Origin of the sequence: Mesorhizobium sp. ESP-6-4, from assembly GCF_020164735.1 — a bacterium.
Classification (GTDB): domain Bacteria; phylum Pseudomonadota; class Alphaproteobacteria; order Rhizobiales; family Rhizobiaceae; genus Mesorhizobium.
Genome location: NZ_JAIUGS010000002.1, coordinates 660,408 through 682,423, shown reverse-complemented (window position 1 = coordinate 682,423; position 22,016 = coordinate 660,408). Strand labels below are relative to the sequence as shown.

Below are 22,016 nucleotides of genomic sequence, written 5' to 3'. Positions count from 1 at the left end.
TTGGCCCAGCCTGTCGAATTCGGGAGGTGTTCCATCGTCAGCTCAAAACTCAATCGTTCGTGAAAATCGATCATTCCAACCATAACAATTCGCTGGAAAGATTTGTTCGGGAATGACATTCCTCCGGCACACTCGCCTGGAGAATTGCATTGTCTTCCGCCACTCACATCGCGAACGATATTCCGACAAGCCCGATTTCTGCCGATCTGGCCGCGGGCCGCAAGCGGCTCGATTCAGCGTGGAACGGCATTATCCCCGGCATCGTGCTGGTGGCGATGATCACCGCTGTGGCGTTCTCAACCCACAATGTCTCAGGCTTTGCCTTGTTCAGCCCGATGATCCTGGCCGTGGTGTCCGGCACGATCTATTCCAACGTGCTCGGCCTGCCCGCCCACGCCAAGGCCGGCATCGCCTTTTCGCAAAAGCGCCTGCTGCGCTTCGCCATCGTGCTGCTCGGCTTCCAGCTCACGTTCGGCCAGGTGTCGGGCATCGGCCTTGGCGGCGTCGGCATCGTCGCGGCCACGCTTGGCGCCACCTTCCTTTTCACCGTCGCGCTCGGCAAGCTGATCGGCGTCGATGCCAAGCTGGCCCAGCTGATCGCCGCCGGCACCTCGATCTGCGGAGCTTCGGCAATAGTCGCCACCAACATTGTCACCGACGCGCGCGACGAAGACGTGACCTACGCGGTTGCCGCGATCACGCTGTTCGGCACCATCGCCATGCTCGGCTTTCCCCTGCTGGCGCCGGTCTTCGGGCTCGACCAGCACGCCTTCGGCCTATGGGCGGGAGCCTCGATCCATGAGGTGGCGCAGGTGATCGGCGCCGGCTTCCAGAACGGTTCGCAGGCCGGCGAGACGGCGACCGTCGCCAAGCTGACGCGCGTCGCCATGCTGGCGCCGATGGTGATCGCGCTCGGTGTCATGACACGCCGCGGCAGCAGTGATGCTTCCGGCGCCAGGCCGCCGCTGCCTTGGTTCGTCGCGGCTTTCGTCGCGGTGGTGGCGCTGAACAGCCTGATCGCGATCCCGGCGCAGATCCATTCGGCGATCGCCCTCGCAGCACAGATCATGCTCACCATGGGCCTCGCGGCCATGGGCTTGCAGGCCGATATTTCGGGGCTTCGCTCGCGCGGACTGCGGCCGCTGATGCTGGCCTTCTCAGCCTTCATCTTCATCGGCTGCTTCAGCCTGGTGCTGGTGAAGTTCGTGTAAGGCAGGCCGGGGTCGCCTCACCTATCAGCCTTCATCATCGTCCTCGAACTCACAGGCCGCGACATAGATCGCGGCGAGCTTCTCTATGCCTGCCTGGTCTTCCTTGTCGAAGCGCCCGGGCAGCGGGCTGTCGAGGTCGAGCACGCCGAACGCGCCTTCGGCATCGCGCAAAAGCACGACCAGCTCCGAGCGCGAATCGGCATCGCAGGCGATGTGGCCGGGAAATTCGTTGACGTCCTTGACCAGCATCGACATGTCGAGCTCGATGGCCTTGCCGCAGACGCCCTTGCCGACGGCGATGCGAACGCAGGCGGGCTTGCCCTGGAAGGGTCCGAGCACCAGCTCGTCATCGGAGGCGAGGAAATAGAAGCCGGCCCAGTTGAGGTCGGGCACCATCTGATAGATCAGCGCCGCGGTGTTGGCGGCGTTGGCGACGGAATCGCCCTCGCCTTCGAGCAGCGCTTTCAATTGCGTGGCCAACTCCTTGTAGAAGGCCGGCTTGTTGCTTGTGTCGATTACCGTTGCAGCGAACATCGTGTTGTTGCTCCGTTGCAAGGGCGCTAACGCGCCCGCTACAGTCCCGTCCTCTCTGCCACCAAAGCCGCCGCCAGGAAACAGCCTATCGTGAATTCCAGCCATACAAGACCTTCAGGGCCAGAACGATCCGGACCGCCGCCGCGTTGCCGCTGGCTACCTTTGTGCTTATCCCTATGACTGTGGCATCAGGTTCGAGGCGACAATGTCATTTGCACTAAAGAAGAGAGTAGTTGAACTCTTATCTGCGAATCCGGAGAAGCGATTCAAAGCTCGCGATATAGCCCTTTGGATCACCGAGAAATATCCCGAAGATGCAGCCGCTAAAATCGAGCGAAGTGTTTCCATCGAAACGCGCGACCAATTGCTTTACCAAATTGTGGCTGAAATAGGAGCGAATAGGCCATCGTGGCAGAAGCAAATACCGCAGTTGCGGACCACGGAAGGGGTGCGGCCGCGATTGTTCTACTGGTCCGAAAAGAGCGAGGAACAGGAAGTGGAGGACGTGGAGAGTGGGCGCGATCAATTCGTGAAATTCGCCACGCCGGATGAAGCCCGTTTGGATGATTCTGCTCGTGTCGCCGAAAAGAATATTACGAGGAGGAGCGAACAAGACCTGTATCCAATGCTCGTGGAGTTTCTTGAGTTCGAGCATAACGTGAAGGGTTATCGTATTGACGAAAAGAAGTCGTCGAACGCCTACGGTGCTGGAGGGAATAAGTGGCTGTTTCCCGATGTCGTCGGAATGGAAAATCTAACTGATGGCCTCCATCGTGAAGTCGTCACGGCGGTCCGAGAGAGCAGGGACCGACAGATAAGGCTGTGGTCTTTCGAGGTGAAGTTACTCGTAAACCGATCCAACGCTCGTGAGACATACTTCCAAGCCGTCTCGAATTCGTCCTGGGCAAATTTTGGCTACCTCGTAGCCGCCAGCATTGAAGGCTCAGAGACCCTCAAAGAGCTTCGAATCCTCTATGCCATGCACGGTATAGGGATCATTCGACTGGACGAGGAAAACCCTACAGAGAGCGAGATTCTTGTTCCGGCAAGAGAACGGCCGGATCTTGAGTGGGCAATGTGTAGCCGTCTAGCTGTTGAAAATAAGGACTTTCATCAATTTATGACTAGGGTCCGGCAGTTCTTCCAGACTGGGGATATGTGACTGCCACGGATTTTTTCTGAATTTGGACCGATGGGCGGCAGGATTAACCTCTATGCTGACACTATGATCGTCCGCACCAGCCCCCCATCGAAACCAAGCGAAGCGCCCCTCACCTTCGCGGTGCTGGTTTTTCCCGGTTTTCCGATGATGGCATTTTCGTCCGTCATCGAGCCGCTGCGCGCCGTTAACATTCTTGCCAAGCGCGACTGCTATCGATGGGTGATCGTCGGGGCCGATGCGGGTACGGTTGAGGCATCGAACGGCGTCGTCATCCAACCCGGTTTCTCGGCCGCCGACGCGCCGAAGGTCGACCGCATCGTCGTGTGTTCCGGTGGCGATGCCGATCATGTCGTGGCCGATGAGGCGATGAGCTGGATCCGCAAAAGCCTGCGCGGCGGCGCACATATCGGCGCTGTCGCCGACGCCGCATTCTTCCTCGCCCGCGCCGGCCTGCTCGACGGCCATGCCTGCACCTTGCACTGGACCAGCCAGGCAGCCTTCAGCGAGGCTTTTCCGGAAATCGAGCTTCGGCGCGATCTCTTCGTCATCGACCGCAAGCGCTTCACCTCGGCCGGCGGCGTCGGCAGCCTCGACATGATGCTGGAAATCATCACGCGCGACTATGGCGCCGAAATCGCGGCGGGCGTCGCCGAATGGTTCGTGCACTCGCCATTGCGGTCGAGCGTCGACCGCAAGCTGATGCCGCTCAGGCTGCGCACCGGCGTCCAGAACGAGCTGGTTCTGTCGGCCATCGCCATCATGGAGGATGCGGTCGAGGAAAGGCTCGGCATGGCGGAGCTGGCGGAACGGCTCGGCGTGTCGGCCGACAAGCTCGAGCGCAGTTTCCGCGCCGAGCTGGATATCTCGCCCAACGGATATTACCGGCGGCTGCGGCTGAAGCGCGCCGCCGACCTGCTGGCGCATTCGACGCTGATGGTGCGCGATGTGGCTCTGGCGTGCGGCTTTGCGTCGATGTCGAGCTTTGCAAGGGCGTTTCGCGAGGAGCACGGGCACGCGCCTAAGGCGATGCGGCGGCATTAGTTTGGAGTGGTGCGGCTCCACGCTCCTTCGTCATCCTAGGGCGAAGCGACGCGCAGCGGAGCGAAGACCCTAGGATCCATGCCGTGACCTGAAAGCGTCTCGGCGATGCAGAATTGGCACCCGGCCGCAGCAAGGATTTTCTGCACCGCTGCATTGTCTGGCCGACGTAACGGCATGGATTCTAGGGTCTGCGCGCGTCGCTTCGCTCCTTGCTCGCCCTAGAATGACGAAGTCACGATGCGGCATCCGGCACGACAATCGCGGAATTCCGCACAAGCCTAAAACCGTACCCGGCTATGGTCTCCGCAACAGGAGACCTTCTGATGAGCATCGTCGTATTCGACCCCGACAGCACCGAGGATGTGGACTTCAAGGATCGCATGCGCCACCCCGTCGCGGCCGATCCGGCCGGCGGCATGTGGCTTTCGGACACCGAGCCGTCCTTCATCGACGCTGACGCGCTGCGCAAGGGGCGGCTGGCCAAGCTGCGCGCCTGGATGCGCGAGGCGGGCTATGGCGGCGTCGTTCTGTTCGATCCATACAACCAGCGCTACGCCACCGGCTCGCGCAACATGTTCGGCTATTTCCTGCGCAACTCGACGCGCTATTTCTTCATCCCGACCGAAGGGCCGATCGTGCTGTTCGAATATCCGCAGAGCTACCATGTCTCGATGGTGCTCGACACGATCGACGAGGCGCGGCCGTCCAAGCTCGTCTGGTCGTCGGTGTCGGGCCGCGACGACGAGACCGCCGGGCCGTTCGCCGACGAAATCGCCGAGCTTCTGAAAAAGCATGGCGGCGGCTCGATGAAGCTCGGCCTAGACCGCTGCAGCCACCTACAGGCGCTCGCGCTGGAAAAGCGCGGTTGCGAGGTGAAGGACTGCCAGGGCGAGATACTGGCGGTGCGCGCGGTCAAGACGCCGGAGGAAGTCAAATGCCTGCTGGCCTCGATGGCGGGCGCCGAGGCCGCGGTGGCGGCCGTGCGCGAGGCGATCAAGCCGGGCGTTTCCGAGAACGAGCTCTTCGCCATCATGTATGGCGAGGTGATCCGGCAAGGCGGCGAATTCATCGAGACCCGGCTGCTCACCTCGGGACAGCGCACCAACCCGTGGTTCAACGAGGCGAGCGGGCGCAAGATCAGGCCGGGCGAGTTGCTGGCGCTCGATACCGACACGATCGGCTGCTACGGCTATTATTCCGACTTCTCGCGCACCTTCCGCTGCGGCCCGGGCAAGCCGACGCCCTATCAGAAATCGCTTTACCGCATGGCGCACGACCAGGTACAGCACAACATCTCGATCGTGAAGCCCGGCATGGCGTTCCGCGAGATCGCCGAAAAAGCCTGGAAGATCCCGGACCGCTTCGTCGACCAGCGCTACACCTCGGTCATGCATGGCGTCGGCATGCATGGTGAGACGCCTTTCATCGCGCACGCGATGGACTACGAGGCCTATGGCCGCGATGGCATCATCGTGCCCGGCATGGTGGTGAGCGTGGAAAGCTATATCGGCGAGAAAGGCGGTCGCGAGGGCGTCAAGCTCGAGGATGAGATTCTCATTACCGAGACCGGCACGGAATTGCTTTCGCGGTTTCCGTATGAAGACGAGTTTCTTGACAATTAGCGCCGACGCATCGACAGCACATTTCGCATGAAAACACCCATTTCCATCCGACGCGGTACAGTGGCCGCGGTGTTCATCGATCTCCAGGAGGAGCATCGCAAGGACAAGCGCTATCTGGTCGAGGGTTTTGCCGACATCCTCGCCAATGTGCAGCGCCTGCAGGAGGCGGCGCGGCGCAATTTCGTGCCGCTCTATCATTGGGCGTATATCGTCGATCTCGCCGCGGCGCGGCCGTTCCACCCAGTCGATGAAAGCGGCAAATCGGCCTTCTCCGACAAGGACGATCCGCTGACCGCAATCTGCCATGAAGTGGCGCCGCAAAATGGCGAAGCCACGCTGGTCAAGCAGGAAGCTAGCGCCTTCGCCAGGAACGATTTTGGCGACAAGCTCAAGACCTCGGGCATCGAATGGCTGGTGATTGCGGGCGTTTGGACCGAGGCCTGCATCGACGCGACGGTGAAGGACGCGGTAGCGCGCGGCTTTCGCGTGCTTTTGGTCAAGGATGCCTGCGGCAGCGCCAGTGCCGCCATGCACCAGACCGGCATCCTCAACCTCGCCAACCGCCTCTATGGCGGTGCCGTCACCAACACGCTCGATGCCTGCCGGCTGTTGGCGGGAGACACCGTAAAGGTGTGGCAGGTCGAGGGCTCGGTGCCGCTGCGCTTCACCTTCGAGAACGCGGCGCAGCTCTACGCCGAGCTTTGAGGGCAGTGACCAGGGCCCAAACCGATCCGTCGAGCCGCGGCCAATATGCCGACCGGCTCGATCCGGAGTTGTGGGATTATATCGACGAGGTCAACAGTTGGTACCCGCCGGAGATCGTCGCCGCGCCCATTACCGAGCAGCGCGCGGTCTATGATCGGATGTGCGTCGCGTTTCACCAAGGTCATCCGGAAGGGGTGACGACCAGCGACGGTCTCGTAACGACGGCCGCGCATGCGATCCCAATCCGATACTACCGCATGGCGGACAAGACGGCGCCGGCGATTGTCGTCTATTACCATGGCGGCGGTTTTGTTCTTGGCGACCTCGACAGCCACGACGACATTTGCGCCGAGATCTGCGCCGGCACCGGTTTCGAGGTGGTCTCGGCCGACTACCGGCTGGCGCCGGAACACCTGCACCCCGCCTCCTTCGACGATGCGCTGGCCGTGTTCGAATGGGTCGCGGCGACCAGCACGCTGCCGATCGTGCTTTGCGGCGAAAGTGCCGGCGGAAATCTCGCTGCCGCGGTGGCGCAAGCGACGCGGCGCCGTGAAAGGCACGCTGTTGGCCAGATGTTGATCTATCCGGAGCTGGGCGGCGACGAAATCGGTCGCTCTTATGTCGAGCATGCCGAAGCGCCGCTGCTCAGCGTCAGCGACATCGAGTTCTACCGTCGCATCCGGTCCGCGCCCGGGCAGTCACAGGACGATCCAACGTTCTCGCCGCTTCGAGACCACGATTTCTCCGGCCTGCCGCCGACGATCATCGTCACCGCCGAATGCGACCCGCTATCGTCCGACGGCGAAGTCTATTGCGACCGCATCCTTGCCGCCGGCGGCCACGCATGGTGGCGCGAGGAGCCGAGGCTGGTGCACAGCTTTTTGCGGGCAAGGATGACGGTGCCGCGCGCGGCGGAGGCGTTCGCGAGGATTGTTGCTGATGTTCACGCGCTCGGCGCAGCGACGGAGCGCTGATCTTCCCCTGGAGTCTTGAGAGAGATCCTGCAGGGCAGAGGGCCGGTGAAGGACCGCGGCCCCGGAAGATCAAGGTTCCTCGCCCCACGAAGTGGGGAGAGGTGGCTCGGCGAAGCCGAGACGGAGAGGGGAGCGCCCTACGAAGGCCCCCTCTCCGTCCGCTTCGCGGCCACCTCTCCCCCGCCTTCGGCGGGGGAGAGGAACCTAAGCTTGGTTACCTGCGGAACAGCGCACAAGAACTGCGGAAACCAAACCATTTCGTGGCGGAAAGCGGACCTATCATTCCCTCGCAGGCAACGGCGCTCCAGCGGACGCATCCGCCCCGCATGGCGGCCCGGAGCGCCCAACAACAGAGGGAACGACGATGAAATTCATGCTGACCGACAGAAAACTGCACCCGCGTGCCAAGCCGATCGCCGACGATTTCAGGAAGGGCGCGATCAGCCGGCGCGAATATCTGGCCTTGATGGCCGGCTTCGGCGTCAGCGCTGCAGGTGCCTTCGCCCTGGGCGGGATCGCTGCCTCGCCTGCCCGCGCCGCCGAGCCGAAAAAGGGCGGTGTGCTGCGCGTGGCGATGAACGTCAAGGGCTTTAAGGATCCGCGCACCTTCGACGGGGTGGAGATGTCGAATGTCGCGCGCCAGTGCAACGAATATCTGGTGCGCTGGAAAACCGACTTTTCCTTCGAGCCCTGGCTGCTCGAAAGCTGGGAGACCAGCGATGACGCCAAGACGATCACGCTGCACGTGCGCAAGGGCATCACATGGTCGAACGGCGACACTTTCAACGCCGAGGACGTGATCCACAACCTCAACCGCTGGTGCGATGCCTCGGTCGCCGGCAATTCGGTCGCCGCGCGCATGGGCGCGCTGGTCAACGCCGACACCAAGAAGCCGGTCGACGGCGGCATCCAGAAGGTCGACGACTACACCGTCAAGATCAACCTGCCGAAGCCCGACATCTCGCTGATCGCCGGCATGGCCGACTATCCGGCATTGATCATGCACCGCTCCTATGAAGGCGATGCCGATCCGAAGAAGGCTTTGGCCATCACCACCGGCCCTTGCGAGCTGGTGAGTTGGGACGCCGAAACGGGTGCGGAGGTGAAGCGCAAGGACAAGCCGTGGTGGAAGGGCGAGTTCTATCTCGACGGCATAAAATGGGTCGACTACGGCTCCGATCCCAACGCCACGCTGTCCGCCTTCGAGTCCGGAGAGATCGACACCGACCACGAGACCACGGCGGATGCCGTGTCGCAGACCGATCAGATGGGCCTGCAGAATTCCGAGATCGCCACCGGCTCGACCATCGTCGCGCGCTTCAATGTCTCCAACGCGCCCTATGACGACCTCAGGGTGCGCCGCGCCGCCCAGCTTGCCGTCGACAATGCGGCCGTCCTGAAGCTCGGGCTCGACGGCCGCGGCAAGCCCGCCGACAACCACCATGTCGGCCCGATGCATCCGGAATTCGCCGATATCGGCCCGGCCAAACGCGATGTCGAACAGGCCAAGAAGCTTATTTCGGAATCCGGCAAGGCCGACCACGAATATGAGCTGATCTCGGTCGACGTCGAATGGCAAAAGAGCACCGCCGACGCGATCGCCGCGCAAATCCGCGAGGCCGGCCTGAAGATCAAGCGCACCGTGCTGCCGGCCGCGACCTTCTGGAACGACTGGGCCAAGTTCCCCTATTCCTGCACCGAATGGCTCGGCCGCCCGCTTGGCGTGCAGGTGCTGGCTTTGGCCTACAAATCGGGCGGCGCCTGGAACGAAAGCGCCTATTCGAACAAGGAGTTCGACGAGCTTCTCGACAAGGCGCTTGCAACGCCGGATGCCGCCCAGCGCAAGGAGATCATGGCCAAGATCGAGACCAACCTGCGCGACTCCGGCATCATCGTCCAGCCCTACTGGCGCTCGGTCTACCGCACCTATCGCAAGGGCGTGCAGGGCTGCGAACAGCACCAGGCGCTTGAGCAGCATTTCGAGACGGTGTGGCTGGAGTCCTGATCCTCCCAGGAGCGAGCGGCCGGCGCGACTTTCCCGTCGCGTCGGCCGTTTGTCATTTGCCAGCGATTGCCTTCAGCTCAGATTGCGTCGGCGGCGCCGATTGCTAGGAAAAGACGGCCACCAGTCGTCGACGCCACCGCCCTTCTTCGCCCGTCGCAAGGCTATGTATGTGGTCGTCGCGATGGCAGGGCGAAAAAGCACACGGCGACCGCCAGCGAGAGAACTGGATTCCGTCCGATGAACGAGAGCGCATTGCCGACTACCCTGCCCAGCCGGAATCTACCGGCTGCACCTGGGCTTTCCAAAGCCATCGGGTTGATCTCTGCTGCCTAGGAGAAGATCTCCGCCAGTTCGTCGATGCTTGCGCCTTCTTTCGCTTGGCGCAGCTCGACATAGCTCACCGCGGTTGCGATCGAGAGCACCATCGAGACCACGGTCTGCACCAGCGCGGCGCCGATCTCGGCGATGATGCCGCCGAACAGCACCAGAACGAGCAGCATCCCCCATTGGATGATCATCGCGATGATGATGAGAATGAGGAACAGGCCGAAAAGCCCCCAGCGACTGCCCTTGGTGAGAACCCGGCTGCGCGACATCGAGCCGAACACGCCACGCCGCTCCTGGATCAGGACCGGCACCGACATCGACCAGCCGAGCCAGAGGATTATGCCCGGCACGATCAACAGCATCAGGCCGATACCCGCACCGAGACCCACGAGGAGGCCGATGCCAAGCGTCGGCAGCAGAAAGCGGATCGCAATCTGGATGCAGTCGGCAAAGGACGGACGCTTGCCATTGAGGTCCTCAATGGTCGCCCGCACCAGCGCCGACTGCAGCAGCAACGCGAACACGAACGAAATCAATCCGGCGATGATGGTGATGTAGGAATTGCGAAACATGGCGCCTGGGTCGGCCATGGTGCCGGGGTCGCGCTGCATCATGGCGTCGATCTGCGGCTGGGTCCACAGCCTGATGAGCAATGCCGGCAGACCGGAAAACAAAGCCGCCAACCCAACGCAAAGTCCGAGGTTTCGGCCAATCACTCCGAAGGTGTTGCTGAATACCCTGCCGATCTCGAATCGGCCGGGTCGTCCCAATGTTGCAGTCGTCATGATAATTTTCCCCCGAGTCACCGCTGCGTTCATCGGCGACTTCAAAGTAAATTTGCCAAGATTGAAAGGCTACGTCCAGTGCGCTTGCAATTGTCATGGCGTATTGCCAGTGTCGGCCCCGAACCGCAGGTTGCAGGGGGAACGAGCGGGTGACAGCCGCAGGGACGGAAGAGGCCGGACGGCTGGCGCAGCTGCACAAGCAACTGCTGGGGGACGATTCGATCCAGTTCGCCTTGCCGACCTATGCGCGGCCCGAGCCGCCGGAGTGGCTGAAGCCGCTTCTGGACGGCTTGGCGAAGCTCGGTCCCTATATGATCTATCTCTTCTGGGGCGCGGTCATCATCGGCGTCGCGATCATTGCTTTTCTGCTTTTCCTCGAGGCGAAAGGCATTGCCTGGCGCCTGCCATGGCGGCGGAAACGCGGAGAGACCGAAGCGAAGGAAGAGTGGCGTCCTGACGTGGGGGCTGCCCAGGTCCTGCTCTCCGAGGCCGATGCGCTCGCCGCGCGCGGCGAGTATGACGAGGCGGTGCATCTTCTGTTGCGCCGCAGCGTCTCCGACATCGCCACCCGGCTGCCCGATTTCCTGCGCCCATCGCTCACCGCACGCGACATCGCCGCCGCCGGTTCCATCCCCGCCCGGCCCCGCGCCGCCTTCAGCGAGATCGCCCGCATCGTCGAGACCGCCTTGTTTGCTCGGCGTCCGGTCGGCGCCGAGGGCTGGCGGCAGGCGCGGGGCGCCTATGAGCGGTTCGCGTTCCGGGACGCCTGGGCATGACCGCGCAGATGACAGGCGCAGCGCAAGAACCGTTCAGCCGCAAGACGCTGTTCTGGGGCATTTTCGCCAGCCTGCTGGCGGCGGCCGGATTTTTCCTGCTGTCCACCTATGCGCCGGATTTCCGCCAGCCCCAGGGCGGTGCCACGCCGTTCTCGAAGGGCGGCACCGGCTATGCCGGGCTTGTCGAATGGCTGAAGCTCACCAACGGACAGGCGCCGCCGATGGAGCGCGGCGAGAAGGACCTCGCGTCCCCCGTGGCGTCGACCTTCCTGCTCGTCGTCACCATCGCGCCGGGCAGCGACCCGGCCGCGCTCGATCGCCTCATCAAGCTTCGCGCGGGCAAGGACACGCTCTTTATCCTGCCCAAATGGCAGACCTTTCCCTTGTTCAGCCACGACGGCTGGGAGGAAAAGGTCGAGCGGCTGCCCAACAACGTCGTCAACGACTGGCTCGGCCGCATCGCCAAAGCCAAGCTCGGCGAGGCCAAGAACACGCTCTCGCAGATCAACATCGCCGGCCGCATGGTGGCCGCGCCGGAGGAGCTGCAATGGGTGGCGGACGACCATCCGCTGATCGCGGCGGGCGACGGCAGGGCTATCCTGACCGAGCTCGACAACGAACCCTTCTACATCCTCACCGATCCCGATTTCCTCAACAATGCCGCGCTGAAGGACGAGCAGAAGGCGGCCGCCGCGCTCGACATCATCGCCATGCTGGAGCCCGCCAAGGGAGCCGTCATGTTCGACCTGACGCTGCACGGCATCGGCGGCAACTACGATCTTGCCAAGCTGCTGATCGAACCGCCTTTCCTGGCTTTGACGCTGTCGGTGCTGGTGGCGGCCGCGCTCGCCTTCCTGCACGGGCTCGGCCGCTTCGGTCCGCCGCGCGCGGAGGGGCGCGCCATCGCCTTCGGCAAGCGGGCGCTGGTCGACACCACGGCGATGCTTTTGAAGCGCGCCGGACGGCTGCAGGAGCTTGGCGACCGTTACGCAACGCTGATGCGCCAGCGCGCGGCCGTCCTGCTCGGCGCGCCGCACGGGCTGCAGGGCGAGGCGCTCGACCGCTGGCTCGATTCCCGCGACAAGGAAGAACAGCACGGCTTCACCGCCCGCTTCAGGGCAGTACACGATTCCAACAATCTGGCCGCAATGCACGAAGCAGCCGAAAAGCTGCATGACTGGACGGCAAGGAGGCTCATTGAACGTCGATGAAGTGAAGACCCTGGCGAACGCGATCAGGGAAGAAGTGGCAAAAGCGATCACCGGCCAGCGCGACACGGTCGACCTGATGCTGACGGCGCTGTTTGCCGGCGGGCATATCCTGCTCGAAGGCCCGCCCGGCACCGCCAAGACGATGACGGCGCGCTGCTTCGCGCAGGCGCTTGGCGTCGCCTATGGCCGCATCCAGTTCACGCCCGACTTGATGCCCGGCGATATCGTCGGCGCCAACATCTATAACTTCCAGACCGGGCAGTTCACGCTGACGCGCGGCCCGATCTTCTGCGACCTTTTGCTCGCCGACGAAATCAACCGCACGCCGCCGAAGACGCAAGCCGCGCTGCTCGAGGCAATGCAGGAGCATGCCGTCACCTTCGATGGCACCACCCATTCGCTCGGCCGGAATTTCATGGTGGTGGCGACGCAGAACCCCATCGAGCATCAGGGCGTCTATCCGCTGCCCGAAGCGCAGCTCGACCGCTTCCTGTTCAAGCATCGGGTGAGCTATCCGGATCTCACCGAAGAGCGCGCCATCATCGTCCGTCACGGCGGCGGCTCGGCCTCGCATGATATCGAGCAATACGGCATCAAGGCGCGGACCGACCGCGAGACGCTGGAAGCGGCGCTGGCCACGGTCGGCGACGTCACGCTGGTCGACGACGTCGTCGGCTATATCGCGGCACTTGTGCGCGGCACGCGCGAAAGCCCTGACCTGGAGGTGGGAGCGAGTCCACGCGCGGGCGCCATGCTGGCGAGAGCCGCGCGCGCCCGGGCGACGCTCGACGGCCGCAACTATGTCATCCCCGACGACGTCAAGGCGCTGGCAGTACCGGCGCTGCGTCACCGTGTCGTTCTCTCGCCGGCCGCGCAGATCGACGGGCGGCTGGTCGAGCAGATCGTCTCCGACCTCGTCGACAATACGGAAGCGCCGCGTTGATCTATCCGAGCGGCCGAGCGGTCTGGACAGCGGCGGCGGGGGCGATCCCCGCCTTCCTCATCGCGCTCGCTTTGCCGCATGTCTGGTATCTCGGCCTGTTGTGGATCTGCCTGCTTCTCGCCTTCCTGGCGGTGGACGCCGCCGCGGGGCGAGGCCGCGCCTCACTCGATGCCGCACTGACGGCGCCGCCGCAGGTGGGTATCGGCGGGCGCTTCACCTTGCACATCGCGGCCGGTGCCGGCGCAAGGCTGCGCCGCCTGCAGGCGCGTGTCGGGCACGACCAGCGGGTCCAGCCATTAGCCGGCACCGGCGGCGCGCTGCCGGCCAATGGCGGCACGCTCGATCTCGAATTCGAGGCCATCCGCCGCGGCATCGCCGGCTTCGACCGTCTCTGGCTGCGCTGGCAGGGTCCGTTCGGACTGATCTGGAACCAGGTTGTGTTGCCGGTCGACCGCAAGGTCGCGGTGCTGCCCAATGTCAACAGCGCGCGCGACGAGGCGATCACGCTCTTGCAGCGTTCCGCCCTTGCCGACGGCCATACGCAGAAGCGTGCCGGCCAGGGCCGCGAGTTCGAAGCGCTGAAGGATTACCAGCCCGGCATGGGGCGGCGCATGATCGACTGGAAGCGCAGCGCCCGGCACGGCAAGCTTCTGGCGCGCGAGTTCCGGATCGAGGAGAACAACAACATCGTTCTGGCCATCGACAGCGGCCGGCTGATGTGCGAGCCGGTCGACGGGGTGCCGAAGGTCGACCGCGCGGTGACGGCGGCGCTTCTGTCGGCGTTCATCGCGCTCAAGGGCGGCGACCTCGTCAGCCTATTCTCCTTCGACGCCAGGCCGCGCGTGTCGAGCGGCGCGGTGCGCGGCTCGCCGAGCTTCACGATGATCCAGAAGCGCGCCGCCGAGATCGACTATTCGACGGAGGAGACCAACTTCACCTTGGCGCTGACCACGCTTTCGGCCAAGCTCGACCGGCGCTCGCTGGTCATCGTCTTCACCGATTTCGTCGATCCGATCAGCGCCGAATTGATGTTGCGCACCGTGGGCCGGCTGACCGAGCGGCATCTGGTGCTATTCATGCTGATGAAGGATGTGGAGCTCGAAATGCTGGCCGACATGGCGCCGGCGGCGCCCGAGGATGTCGCCCGCTCCGTCACCGCCGGCGACCTCTTGCGGCAGCGGCAGGTGGTGATCGGCAGGCTCAGGCTGCTTGGCGCGCATGTCATCGAGGCCGACCACCAGCGGCTCGGTCCGGCGCTGGTCGAGCGCTATATCCAGCTCAAGGAGGAGAACCTCTTATGACGCTGTCCGCCGGCACCGATTCCGTGCGCCAGTCGCTGGCAAGCTTCCGCCAGGAGCGCGAGGCCGACTGGAAAGCCTTCGAGGCGCTGCTTGCGCGCGTCGAGAAGCGTGCGCCGCGCGCGCTGTCGGAAGACGAGCTGCTGTCGCTGCCGCTCCTCTACCGCTCGGCGCTGTCCTCGCTCTCGGTGGCGCGCGCGACCTCGCTCGACAGCGCGCTGATCGCCTATCTCGAGGCGCTGTGCCTGCGCGGCTATTTCTATCTCTATGGCGCTCGGCGGTCTTTGAAGACGCGCATCGGCGACTTCTTCCTGCACGATTGGCCGGCTGCGATCCGCGACCTTTGGCGCGAGGTGTGGACATCGGTCGGGTTGACGGCGATCGGCGCGATCGCCGGCTATTGGCTGGTCGCCGCCGACAAGCGCTGGTACGACGCCATCATCGCGCCGAGCCTGGCTGGCGGGCGCAACCCGGATTCGTCGGCTGAGACGCTGCGCAGCGTGCTTTACGGCGGCGGCGATCATTTCCTGTCGGGGTTCGCCGCCTATCTCTTCACGCACAACACGCAGGTCTCGATCCTGGCCTTCGCGCTGGGCTTCGCCTTCGCCGTGCCGAGCGTGCTGATCATCCTGATGAATGGCTGCATGCTCGGCGCCATTTTCCAGATCTATGCCGCCAAGGGCCTAGGCTTCGAGCTTGGCGGCTGGCTTTCGATCCATGGCACGACGGAGCTGTTCGCCATCGCCATCGCGGGAGCTGCCGGCATGCGCATCGGCACCAGCATCGCTTTTCCCGGCGAGCTGACCCGCATGGCTGCCGCAGCGCGGGCCGGACGCGTCGCGGCAACCGCCATGATTGGCGTCACGGTGATGCTGCTTTTCGCAGGACTGTTGGAAGGCATCGGCCGGCAGACGATCACCAGCGACCTCGCCCGCTATTCGATCGGCGGCGGCATGCTGGCCTTGTGGATCTGCTATTTCTATCTCTTCCGGATGGTGCGGCATGGCGACCGCTAGGACAGCGAAGGTTAAGAACCCGGCAGTGCTGATCCGCCCGCTGGTCACGCCGGAAGGCGTCGACCTCAGGGTCAAGCTGGCCGACGCCGGCACCCGGGCTTCGGGCTTCCTGCTCGATGTGGTGATCATCATCGTGGCGGCGGTCGTAGTAAGCCTCGTCGCGCTGTTCGGCCTTGGCGGGCTTGGCATACACGATGCCGAACCGCTGTTCATCGTCTGGATCATCTTCATCTTCTTCCTGCGCAACGTCTATTTCATCGCCTTCGAGGCTGGCCGGCGGGCAGCCACGCCGGGCAAGCGCATGGTTGGCGTCAGGGTCGCGTCGCGCAGCGGCGCCGGCCTCACGCTCGACCAGGTCATCGCGCGCAACCTGATGCGCGAGATCGAAGTGTTCCTGCCGCTGTCGATCCTCGCCGCGCGCGCCAGCGCCGACGTCGCCGACACGCTGACGACCATCTTCGGCCTGGTGTGGGCGCTGCTGTTCTCGCTATTCCCGCTGTTCAACCGCGACCGGTTGAGGATCGGCGACCTGCTTGCCGGCACCTGGGTGGTCGAGGCGCCGAAAGTGGCGTTGCTCGAGGACCTGTCGCTGCGCAACGACCCGGTCGCGGCCGGCTTCCAGTTCAGCCCCGCGCAGCTCGACACCTATGGCATCGCCGAACTGCAGAAGCTTGAGGAAGTATTGCGCCGCGACGATCACTCGGCGCTGAAGGCGGTGGCGGAGACCATCGGCCGCAAGATCGGCGCCAAGGTCGAGCCAATCGATTCAAAGGCTTTCCTCACCGCCTATTACGGCGAGCTGCGCGCGCATCTGGAGCGCAAGCTGCTGCTTGGGAATAGGAAGGCGGATAAGTACGCGCGGTAGGTTGGAGCTCTCAGTGTGTCCACCACCATCAGCCAAGCCGAGAGCGCCAGGATAGAAAGCGCAATTCAGGCAGCAGTCTCTGGATCGTGGGAGGAATTTGCGAAACTCACCGACGAACCGTTTCCAAACGATGCGTCGATGAAAGAGCAATTCGAAGATTCCTATCCCTGGCTCAAGCAGGCCAGGGGAAATTGGCAAATGACCTCAGACATAGGTGTCGTGCCTGAAGATGGGACGCGCGTGATCACAGTCATACTCAAAGCACCGCCCACCGTGGATATCGTCCTGACACTGCACAGCACAAGCGATCGGGATGACAGCGCCATCAGCATTTGGACGTTTTTTCAGCAGCTGAATTGGGACGATTAGGCCCTAGCCTAGCCCACCCACTTCTCGTAATCCGACACCAGCAGGTGCAGCGGCGCCACATCCTCGTCGATGTTGGAGAAGCGGCCGATCGGGTCGCGGAAGACGTTGTCGGTGAGGTCGTCATTGACGGTCGAGACCTCGCCGATCAGCACGTCCTTGCCCTCGGCCCAGAAGGCGTGCCAGACGCCGGGCAGCAGCGTCACGCTCTGGCCCGGATCGAGCTTCAGCAGCCCACCCGCCGGCAATCTGGTGATGGTGCCGTCGACCGGCACCGAGACTTCGGCCTTCGGGTCGATGCCGCCATCGCGGTCGTGCATGAACAATTCCAGCACCAGCTTGCCGCCGCCGCGGTTGATGATGTCCTCGGCCTTGATGTTGTGGCGGTGCATGGGCGAGAGCTGGTCCTTGCGCGAGATCATGATCTTCTCGGCATAAAGCATGCCCATGCCGAGCTTCATGTCCTCGTAACGACCGTTGCGCACTGTGAACAGGAACAGGCCGAGTTCGTCGAACTTCTCCTGGCCGTAGTCGGTGATGTCCCAGCCGAGACGGGAGGTGAAGATGGCCGCGGAGTCGCCCTTATGCGCCTTCATCTCTTCCGGCGACCAATAGGCGAAGGGCGGCATGATATAGCCGAAGGAGCGGATGAAGGCGTCGGCTTCGCGGATGATGTCGTTGATCTTGGAGCGCTTCATGGGTTCTCTTCCTTCCGGCCGCCGCCTGCTGAAATCTGCCCACCCGAAATAGCCCAATGCCGGTCCGCTGTCGACGCAAACCGACAGTTCTGGCCCGTGACATCCGGCCGGATCGGGGCCATAAACCCAGTCGTTTTTTGAAACGCATGTCCCTGCGCCGAAATCGGCAGACATGCTTTGGACGGTGATCTCATGCCAAGCATAGACGACCTCGACACGCCGGCGATCCTCATCGATGCAGCCCGCGCCGAGGCGAACATCAAAAAAGCCCAGGCCCATGCGGACGCTCACGGATTGAAGCTCCGCCCGCATATCAAGACGCACAAGCTGCCTTACTGGGCGAAGAAGCAGGTGGCGGCGGGCGCCGTCGGCATCACCTGCCAGAAGATCGGCGAGGCCGAGGTGATGGCCGATGCCGGGCTTGAGGATATTTTCCTGCCCTACAACATCCTTGGCCGCGCCAAGCTGGGGCGGCTGAAGGCGTTGCATGGCCGCGTCGCGCTTTCGGTGACGGCGGACAGCCACGAGACGCTGGAAGGGCTTGCCGCCACTTTCACCGATGCCGGCCATCCGTTGTCCGTTCTGGTCGAGTGCGACACGGGCATGGGCCGCTGCGGCGTGCAGAGCGCCGACGAAGCGCTGGCGCTGGCGAAGATCATCGACCAAGCCAAGGGTCTCGCCTTCGGCGGGCTGATGACCTATCCGGCGGCGGGGCGCGCCGCCGAAGCGGAGGCATGGCTGAAGGCAGCGCGCGGCGCGCTTGCCGCCGCGGGGCTCGAATGCGAACGCATCTCCAGCGGCGGCACGCCGGACATGTGGCGCTCCGGCGAGGACAGCGTCGTCACCGAATACCGGCCCGGCACCTACATCTATCTCGACCGCTACCAGGTCGCCAAAGGCGTCGGCACGCTGGACGACTGCGCGTTGACCGTGCTGGCAACCGTGGTCAGCCATCCCACGGCGACGCGCGCCATCCTCGACAGCGGCAGCAAGGCGCTGTCGTCCGATACGCTCGGCCTGCCGGAGTTCGGCGAGCTGCTCGGTGTGCCGGGCGCCCGCGTCACGGTCTTGAGCGAAGAGCACGGCACCGTCACGCTTTCGGACGGCGCCAAGCTGCGCATCGGCGAACGCGTGCACGTCGTTCCCGATCATTGCTGCGTGGTGACGAATTTGTTCGACCAGGTGCATCTGATCGACGGCGACAAGGTGCTGGAAACACTGCCGGTGGCGGCAAGAGGCAGGATGGGGTGAGCGGCGGGCTTCCCCTTCTCCCCTTGTGGGAGAAGGTGGGCGAGCGAAGCTCGGACGGATGAGGGGTGCTCCAGCGGAGTGAGGCGTTGGCGTTCCCTGGAACACCCCTCATCCGTCGCCTTCGGCGACACCGCCCGGCCCTTCGCAGGCTCAGGGCGTTCAAAGCTCGAAAAGCCAAGCAATTGGCTTTTCGTCCGCAAATGCGGACCGCTTCTCACCCCACAGGGGGAGAAGGGGGAGCCCGCTCCGCCTGCCGCGCGGCAACCCTGCGCATCGCGGTCACGCGGCGGCGGAATATCTCCGTGCGCATCGCCATCAGGTGCAGCGCGAAGAACAGCACGGTGAAGCCGAGCGCCATCACGGCCAACGGCCACAGCATAGAGGGATCGATGGTCGGGCCGCCGAGCCGGAACACGGAGGCCGGCTGGTGCAGCGTGTTCCACCAGTCGACCGAGAATTTGATGATTGGGATGTTGATGAAGCCGACCAGCGTGATGATGGCGGCGGCCCAGGCGGCGCGGCCGGCATCGTCCAGCGCGCGGGTCAGCGCGATTATGCCGAGATACATCAGGAAGAGAACGAAGACCGAGGTCAGCCGCGCGTCCCAGACCCACCAGGTGCCCCACATCGGCTTACCCCAGATGGAGCCGGTGATGAGCGCCAGCGCGGTGAAGGTGGCGCCGATCGGGGCCGCCGCTTTCAGGGCCACATCGGCCAGCGGATGGCGCCAGACCAGCGTGCCCAGCGCCGAGATCGCCATGATCGTGTAGCACATCATGGCGAGCCAGGCGAAAGGCACGTGAATATACATGATGCGCACGGTGATGCCCTGCTGGAAATCCTCCGGCGCGGTGAAGCTCATATAGAGGCCGACGGCGAGCAGAATCGCCGTGACCGCCGCCAGCCATGGAATCACCTTGCCCGCCAAGCTGACGAAGCGCGTCGGATTGGCGAGATCGGCCCAGGCGCTCAAGCGTGAGGTGGTGTCGCTCATGCCAACCTAAATAGACCGGAGATTGGCCTGGGGCAATCGGGGGAGTGTCGCGCTTTCCCTTCTCCCCTTGTGGGAGAAGGTGTCGCCGAAGGCGACGGATGAGGGGTGTTCCAGGAAAACCAGCGTCTCACTCCGCTGGAACACCCCTCATCCGTCTCGGCGCTATCGCGCCGATCCACCTTCTCCGCAAGGGGAGAAGGGAGAAGCGTTCTGCCTTACGCCGCTTCCGTCACCGGACGACTGAGGCGGCGGACTTCCTCGTCGTTGAGCAGGCCGCCGGCGCGCAGCAGGGCGGCGAAGCGGCCGTTGCGCAGCGACAGCTCGGTGAAGCCGCCCATCTCGACCACCCTGCCCTTGTCCATGAAGACGACGAGGTCGGCGTCGCGGACCGTGGTCAGGCGGTGGGCGATGATGAAGGTCGTGCGGTTGCGGCGCAGCTCGTCGATGGCCTCCTTGACGCGATCCTCGGTTTCGACGTCGAGCGCGCTGGTCGCCTCGTCGAGCACCAGGATCGGCGCATCCTTGAGCACCGCGCGGGCGATGGCGATACGCTGGCGCTCGCCGCCCGAGAGCTGGCCGCCGCGCTCGCCGACGACGGTATCGTAGCCGCCGCTCTTGGCCAGGATGAAGTCCTGGGCGGCGGCGGCATTGGCGGCGGCGTGAACCTCGTCATTGCTGGCATCGGCGCGGCCGACACGGATGTTGTCCTCGATCGAGCGGTTGAGCAGGCCGGCGTCCTGGAAGACGGTGGCGATCGAATGGCGTAGCGACTTGCGGGTCACCGTGCGGGTGTCGATGCCGTCGATCAGGATGCGGCCGCTGGCGGGCGTGAAGACGCGCTGCAAGAGATTGATGAGCGTCGTCTTGCCGGCGCCGGTCGGGCCGACGATGGCGACCGTCTGGCCGGCCTGGACCTCGAAGGAGACGTCCTCGATGCCGTGGCCCGAATTGGCGAACTCGAAGCTGACATCCTCGAAGCGGACGTGGCCGGTGACGTTGGTCAACTCGCGCAATCCGTCGGGCTCGGCGGTCTCGGCAGCCGAATCCTCGAGGCGATAGAACTCCTCGAGCTTGGCACGAGCCTCGGAAATCTGAGTGGTGAAGGCCGACATCTGGTCGAGACGGGCGATCAGCATTCCGGCAAAGCCGGTGAAGGCAACGACATCGCCGACGCGGAGCTGGCCACGGGTGACGAGATAAGCGCCGATCGAGAGCACGATCATCATCGAGATGGTCGACGACAGACGGTTCAGCGCATTGGCGATCGCCCACCAGTCGAGCACCGGGTTCTGGGCGTCGAGCAGATCCTTCACATAGCGCTTCAGCGTCGCAGTCTCGTGGCCGATGCGATTGTAGCTCTGCAGCACGGCAACGTTGCTGACGCTGTCGGTCACGTGGGCAAACACGGTGTGGTAGTGGCGTTCGACGGCAGTCTGCCCCGACTTGGTGCGGCGCATGACGAGGCGGCCGATACCGACATAGAGCACGCCCAGGCCAAGCAGCACGACGGACATGCGGATGTCCATGGACAGCGCGGTCGGAACCAGCAGCACCAGCGCGATGGCCGTCGAGAGATGCACGCGCATGAATTCGAGCCACAGGCTGAACAGGGTCTCGACCGCGCGCAGCAGCGTGTGCAGCGAATTGGATGTGCCGCGCTGATGGTGCCAGGCAAGCGGCATGGTGATGACGCGCTCGAAGGACTGGCACAGCACTTCGGAGCGGCGGGCATGGGCGAAGCGGTCGGCGCCGCGCGCCACCAGCACGAAGGCGACGACGTTGAAGGCACCAAGAGCGGCCCAGACGGCGAGCGTCGAAAACACCGCGCCTTTTTCGGAGATGGCACCGATCACCCGGCCCAGCAGGATAGGCTCAAGGATCGCGATCGCCGCGAGCGCGACGTTGGCGCCGCAAATCAGCGCAACGCGCTTCTTGTCGGACGCCAGATAACCCAGCGCTCTAAAGTAGATCTGCAGAAGTGACACTTCAGCTACTCCGCCAAACTCTTGTCTGTGCTCAATGCCCGAATTGTGCACCGCACCATTTTCTGACACGTATCGGTTAACGTGTCGCGAAACAATGCGTCGTCTATCGCTTCCGTTCCCATTTAGCGAACAAAAGATGACGACGGTACGAAATCTGACGTGATCACCTAACGGTTTGAGATAAAAGGTGAAATGTCAGGCTTGCGGCAAAATAATGGCACCTGCCTCGCGCTGCCACATTTTTAAT

General features: G+C 63.8%; 20 protein-coding genes. 15 read left to right on the top strand and 5 right to left on the bottom strand.

The features are described 5' to 3' along the window. Positions 1–149: 149 nt before the first annotated feature. A complete protein-coding gene (locus tag LB523_RS07030; RefSeq protein ID WP_224601765.1) occupies positions 150–1,211 on the top strand; it encodes a YeiH family protein in 1,062 nt (353 codons plus the stop codon). 24 nt (positions 1,212–1,235) lie between these two features. Here LB523_RS07030 and LB523_RS07025 read toward each other — a convergent pair whose 3' ends face one another. Then, a complete protein-coding gene (locus tag LB523_RS07025; protein WP_224601762.1) occupies positions 1,236–1,745 on the bottom strand; it encodes a GAF domain-containing protein in 510 nt (169 codons plus the stop codon). A 205-nt stretch (positions 1,746–1,950) separates the two neighbouring features. On the opposite strand from LB523_RS07025, the gene LB523_RS07020 reads away from it, so the two are divergent. The 6 genes from LB523_RS07020 (at position 1,951) to LB523_RS06995 (ending at position 9,254) form a co-directional block, all read left to right on the top strand. Further along, positions 1,951–2,907, top strand: a complete 957-nt coding sequence (locus LB523_RS07020; RefSeq protein WP_224601760.1) for a COG2958 family protein — start codon at positions 1,951–1,953, stop codon at positions 2,905–2,907. 63 nt (positions 2,908–2,970) lie between these two features. Next, a complete protein-coding gene (locus LB523_RS07015) occupies positions 2,971–3,948 on the top strand; it encodes a GlxA family transcriptional regulator (protein WP_224601815.1) in 978 nt (325 codons plus the stop codon). 323 nt (positions 3,949–4,271) lie between these two features. Next, positions 4,272–5,570 (top strand): M24 family metallopeptidase, encoded by a 1,299-nt coding sequence (locus LB523_RS07010; RefSeq protein WP_224601758.1) that lies wholly within the window; start codon positions 4,272–4,274, stop codon positions 5,568–5,570. A gap of 27 nt (positions 5,571–5,597) precedes the next feature. Continuing rightward, positions 5,598–6,275, top strand: a complete 678-nt coding sequence (locus LB523_RS07005; RefSeq protein WP_224546725.1) for an isochorismatase family protein — start codon at positions 5,598–5,600, stop codon at positions 6,273–6,275. Positions 6,276–6,280: 5 nt separating this feature from the next. Beyond that, the gene (locus LB523_RS07000) at positions 6,281–7,249 is read left to right on the top strand and encodes an alpha/beta hydrolase (protein WP_224601755.1); all 969 of its coding nucleotides are present in this window, start codon (positions 6,281–6,283) and stop codon (positions 7,247–7,249) included. Positions 7,250–7,613: 364 nt separating this feature from the next. Next, positions 7,614–9,254 carry an ABC transporter substrate-binding protein gene (locus LB523_RS06995; protein ID WP_224601753.1) on the top strand — a complete coding sequence of 547 codons (1,641 nt, stop codon included), beginning with the start codon at positions 7,614–7,616 and terminating at the stop codon, positions 9,252–9,254. Positions 9,255–9,583: 329 nt separating this feature from the next. Here the strand turns inward: LB523_RS06995 and LB523_RS06990 are convergent, their stop codons facing one another. Beyond that, on the bottom strand, positions 9,584–10,366 hold the full coding sequence (locus LB523_RS06990; RefSeq protein WP_224601751.1) for a hypothetical protein: 783 nt from the start codon (positions 10,364–10,366) through the stop codon (positions 9,584–9,586). A gap of 149 nt (positions 10,367–10,515) precedes the next feature. Between LB523_RS06990 and LB523_RS06985 the strand changes: the two genes are divergently transcribed. The 7 genes from LB523_RS06985 to LB523_RS06955 are packed head-to-tail and all read left to right on the top strand — an operon-like array spanning position 10,516 to position 16,844. Beyond that, positions 10,516–11,142: a DUF4129 domain-containing protein gene (locus LB523_RS06985; protein WP_224601749.1), complete on the top strand. Its 627-nt coding sequence runs from the start codon at positions 10,516–10,518 to the stop codon at positions 11,140–11,142. After that, complete coding sequence (locus tag LB523_RS06980) at positions 11,139–12,353, top strand: DUF4350 domain-containing protein (RefSeq protein WP_224601747.1); 1,215 nt, start codon at positions 11,139–11,141, stop codon at positions 12,351–12,353. Before LB523_RS06985 ends, LB523_RS06980 begins: the two co-directional genes overlap by 4 nt. Further along, a complete protein-coding gene (locus LB523_RS06975; RefSeq protein WP_224601744.1) occupies positions 12,340–13,296 on the top strand; it encodes an AAA family ATPase in 957 nt (318 codons plus the stop codon). Before LB523_RS06980 ends, LB523_RS06975 begins: the two co-directional genes overlap by 14 nt. Next, the gene (locus LB523_RS06970) at positions 13,293–14,597 is read left to right on the top strand and encodes a DUF58 domain-containing protein (RefSeq protein WP_224601742.1); all 1,305 of its coding nucleotides are present in this window, start codon (positions 13,293–13,295) and stop codon (positions 14,595–14,597) included. The genes LB523_RS06975 and LB523_RS06970 overlap by 4 nt, the downstream gene beginning before the upstream one ends. Then, entirely contained in the window at positions 14,594–15,610 is a 1,017-nt protein-coding gene (locus LB523_RS06965) for a stage II sporulation protein M (protein ID WP_224601740.1), read from the top strand. Before LB523_RS06970 ends, LB523_RS06965 begins: the two co-directional genes overlap by 4 nt. Then, entirely contained in the window at positions 15,597–16,475 is an 879-nt protein-coding gene (locus LB523_RS06960) for an RDD family protein (RefSeq protein WP_224601738.1), read from the top strand. The genes LB523_RS06965 and LB523_RS06960 overlap by 14 nt, the downstream gene beginning before the upstream one ends. A gap of 15 nt (positions 16,476–16,490) precedes the next feature. Next, entirely contained in the window at positions 16,491–16,844 is a 354-nt protein-coding gene (locus tag LB523_RS06955; protein WP_224601735.1) for a hypothetical protein, read from the top strand. A gap of 8 nt (positions 16,845–16,852) precedes the next feature. Here the strand turns inward: LB523_RS06955 and LB523_RS06950 are convergent, their stop codons facing one another. After that, positions 16,853–17,539: a D-lyxose/D-mannose family sugar isomerase gene (locus tag LB523_RS06950; protein WP_224601733.1), complete on the bottom strand. Its 687-nt coding sequence runs from the start codon at positions 17,537–17,539 to the stop codon at positions 16,853–16,855. A gap of 192 nt (positions 17,540–17,731) precedes the next feature. Between LB523_RS06950 and LB523_RS06945 the strand changes: the two genes are divergently transcribed. After that, on the top strand, positions 17,732–18,790 hold the full coding sequence (locus LB523_RS06945; RefSeq protein WP_224601731.1) for a D-TA family PLP-dependent enzyme: 1,059 nt from the start codon (positions 17,732–17,734) through the stop codon (positions 18,788–18,790). Between the two features lie 214 nt (positions 18,791–19,004). Here LB523_RS06945 and LB523_RS06940 read toward each other — a convergent pair whose 3' ends face one another. Together LB523_RS06940 and LB523_RS06935 are read right to left on the bottom strand one after the other, a co-directional pair. Continuing rightward, a complete protein-coding gene (locus tag LB523_RS06940) occupies positions 19,005–19,784 on the bottom strand; it encodes a heme ABC transporter permease (protein WP_224601728.1) in 780 nt (259 codons plus the stop codon). 215 nt (positions 19,785–19,999) lie between these two features. Further along, on the bottom strand, positions 20,000–21,769 hold the full coding sequence (locus LB523_RS06935; protein ID WP_095767781.1) for a glucan ABC transporter ATP-binding protein/ permease: 1,770 nt from the start codon (positions 21,767–21,769) through the stop codon (positions 20,000–20,002). Between the last annotated feature and the right edge of the window lie 247 nt (positions 21,770–22,016).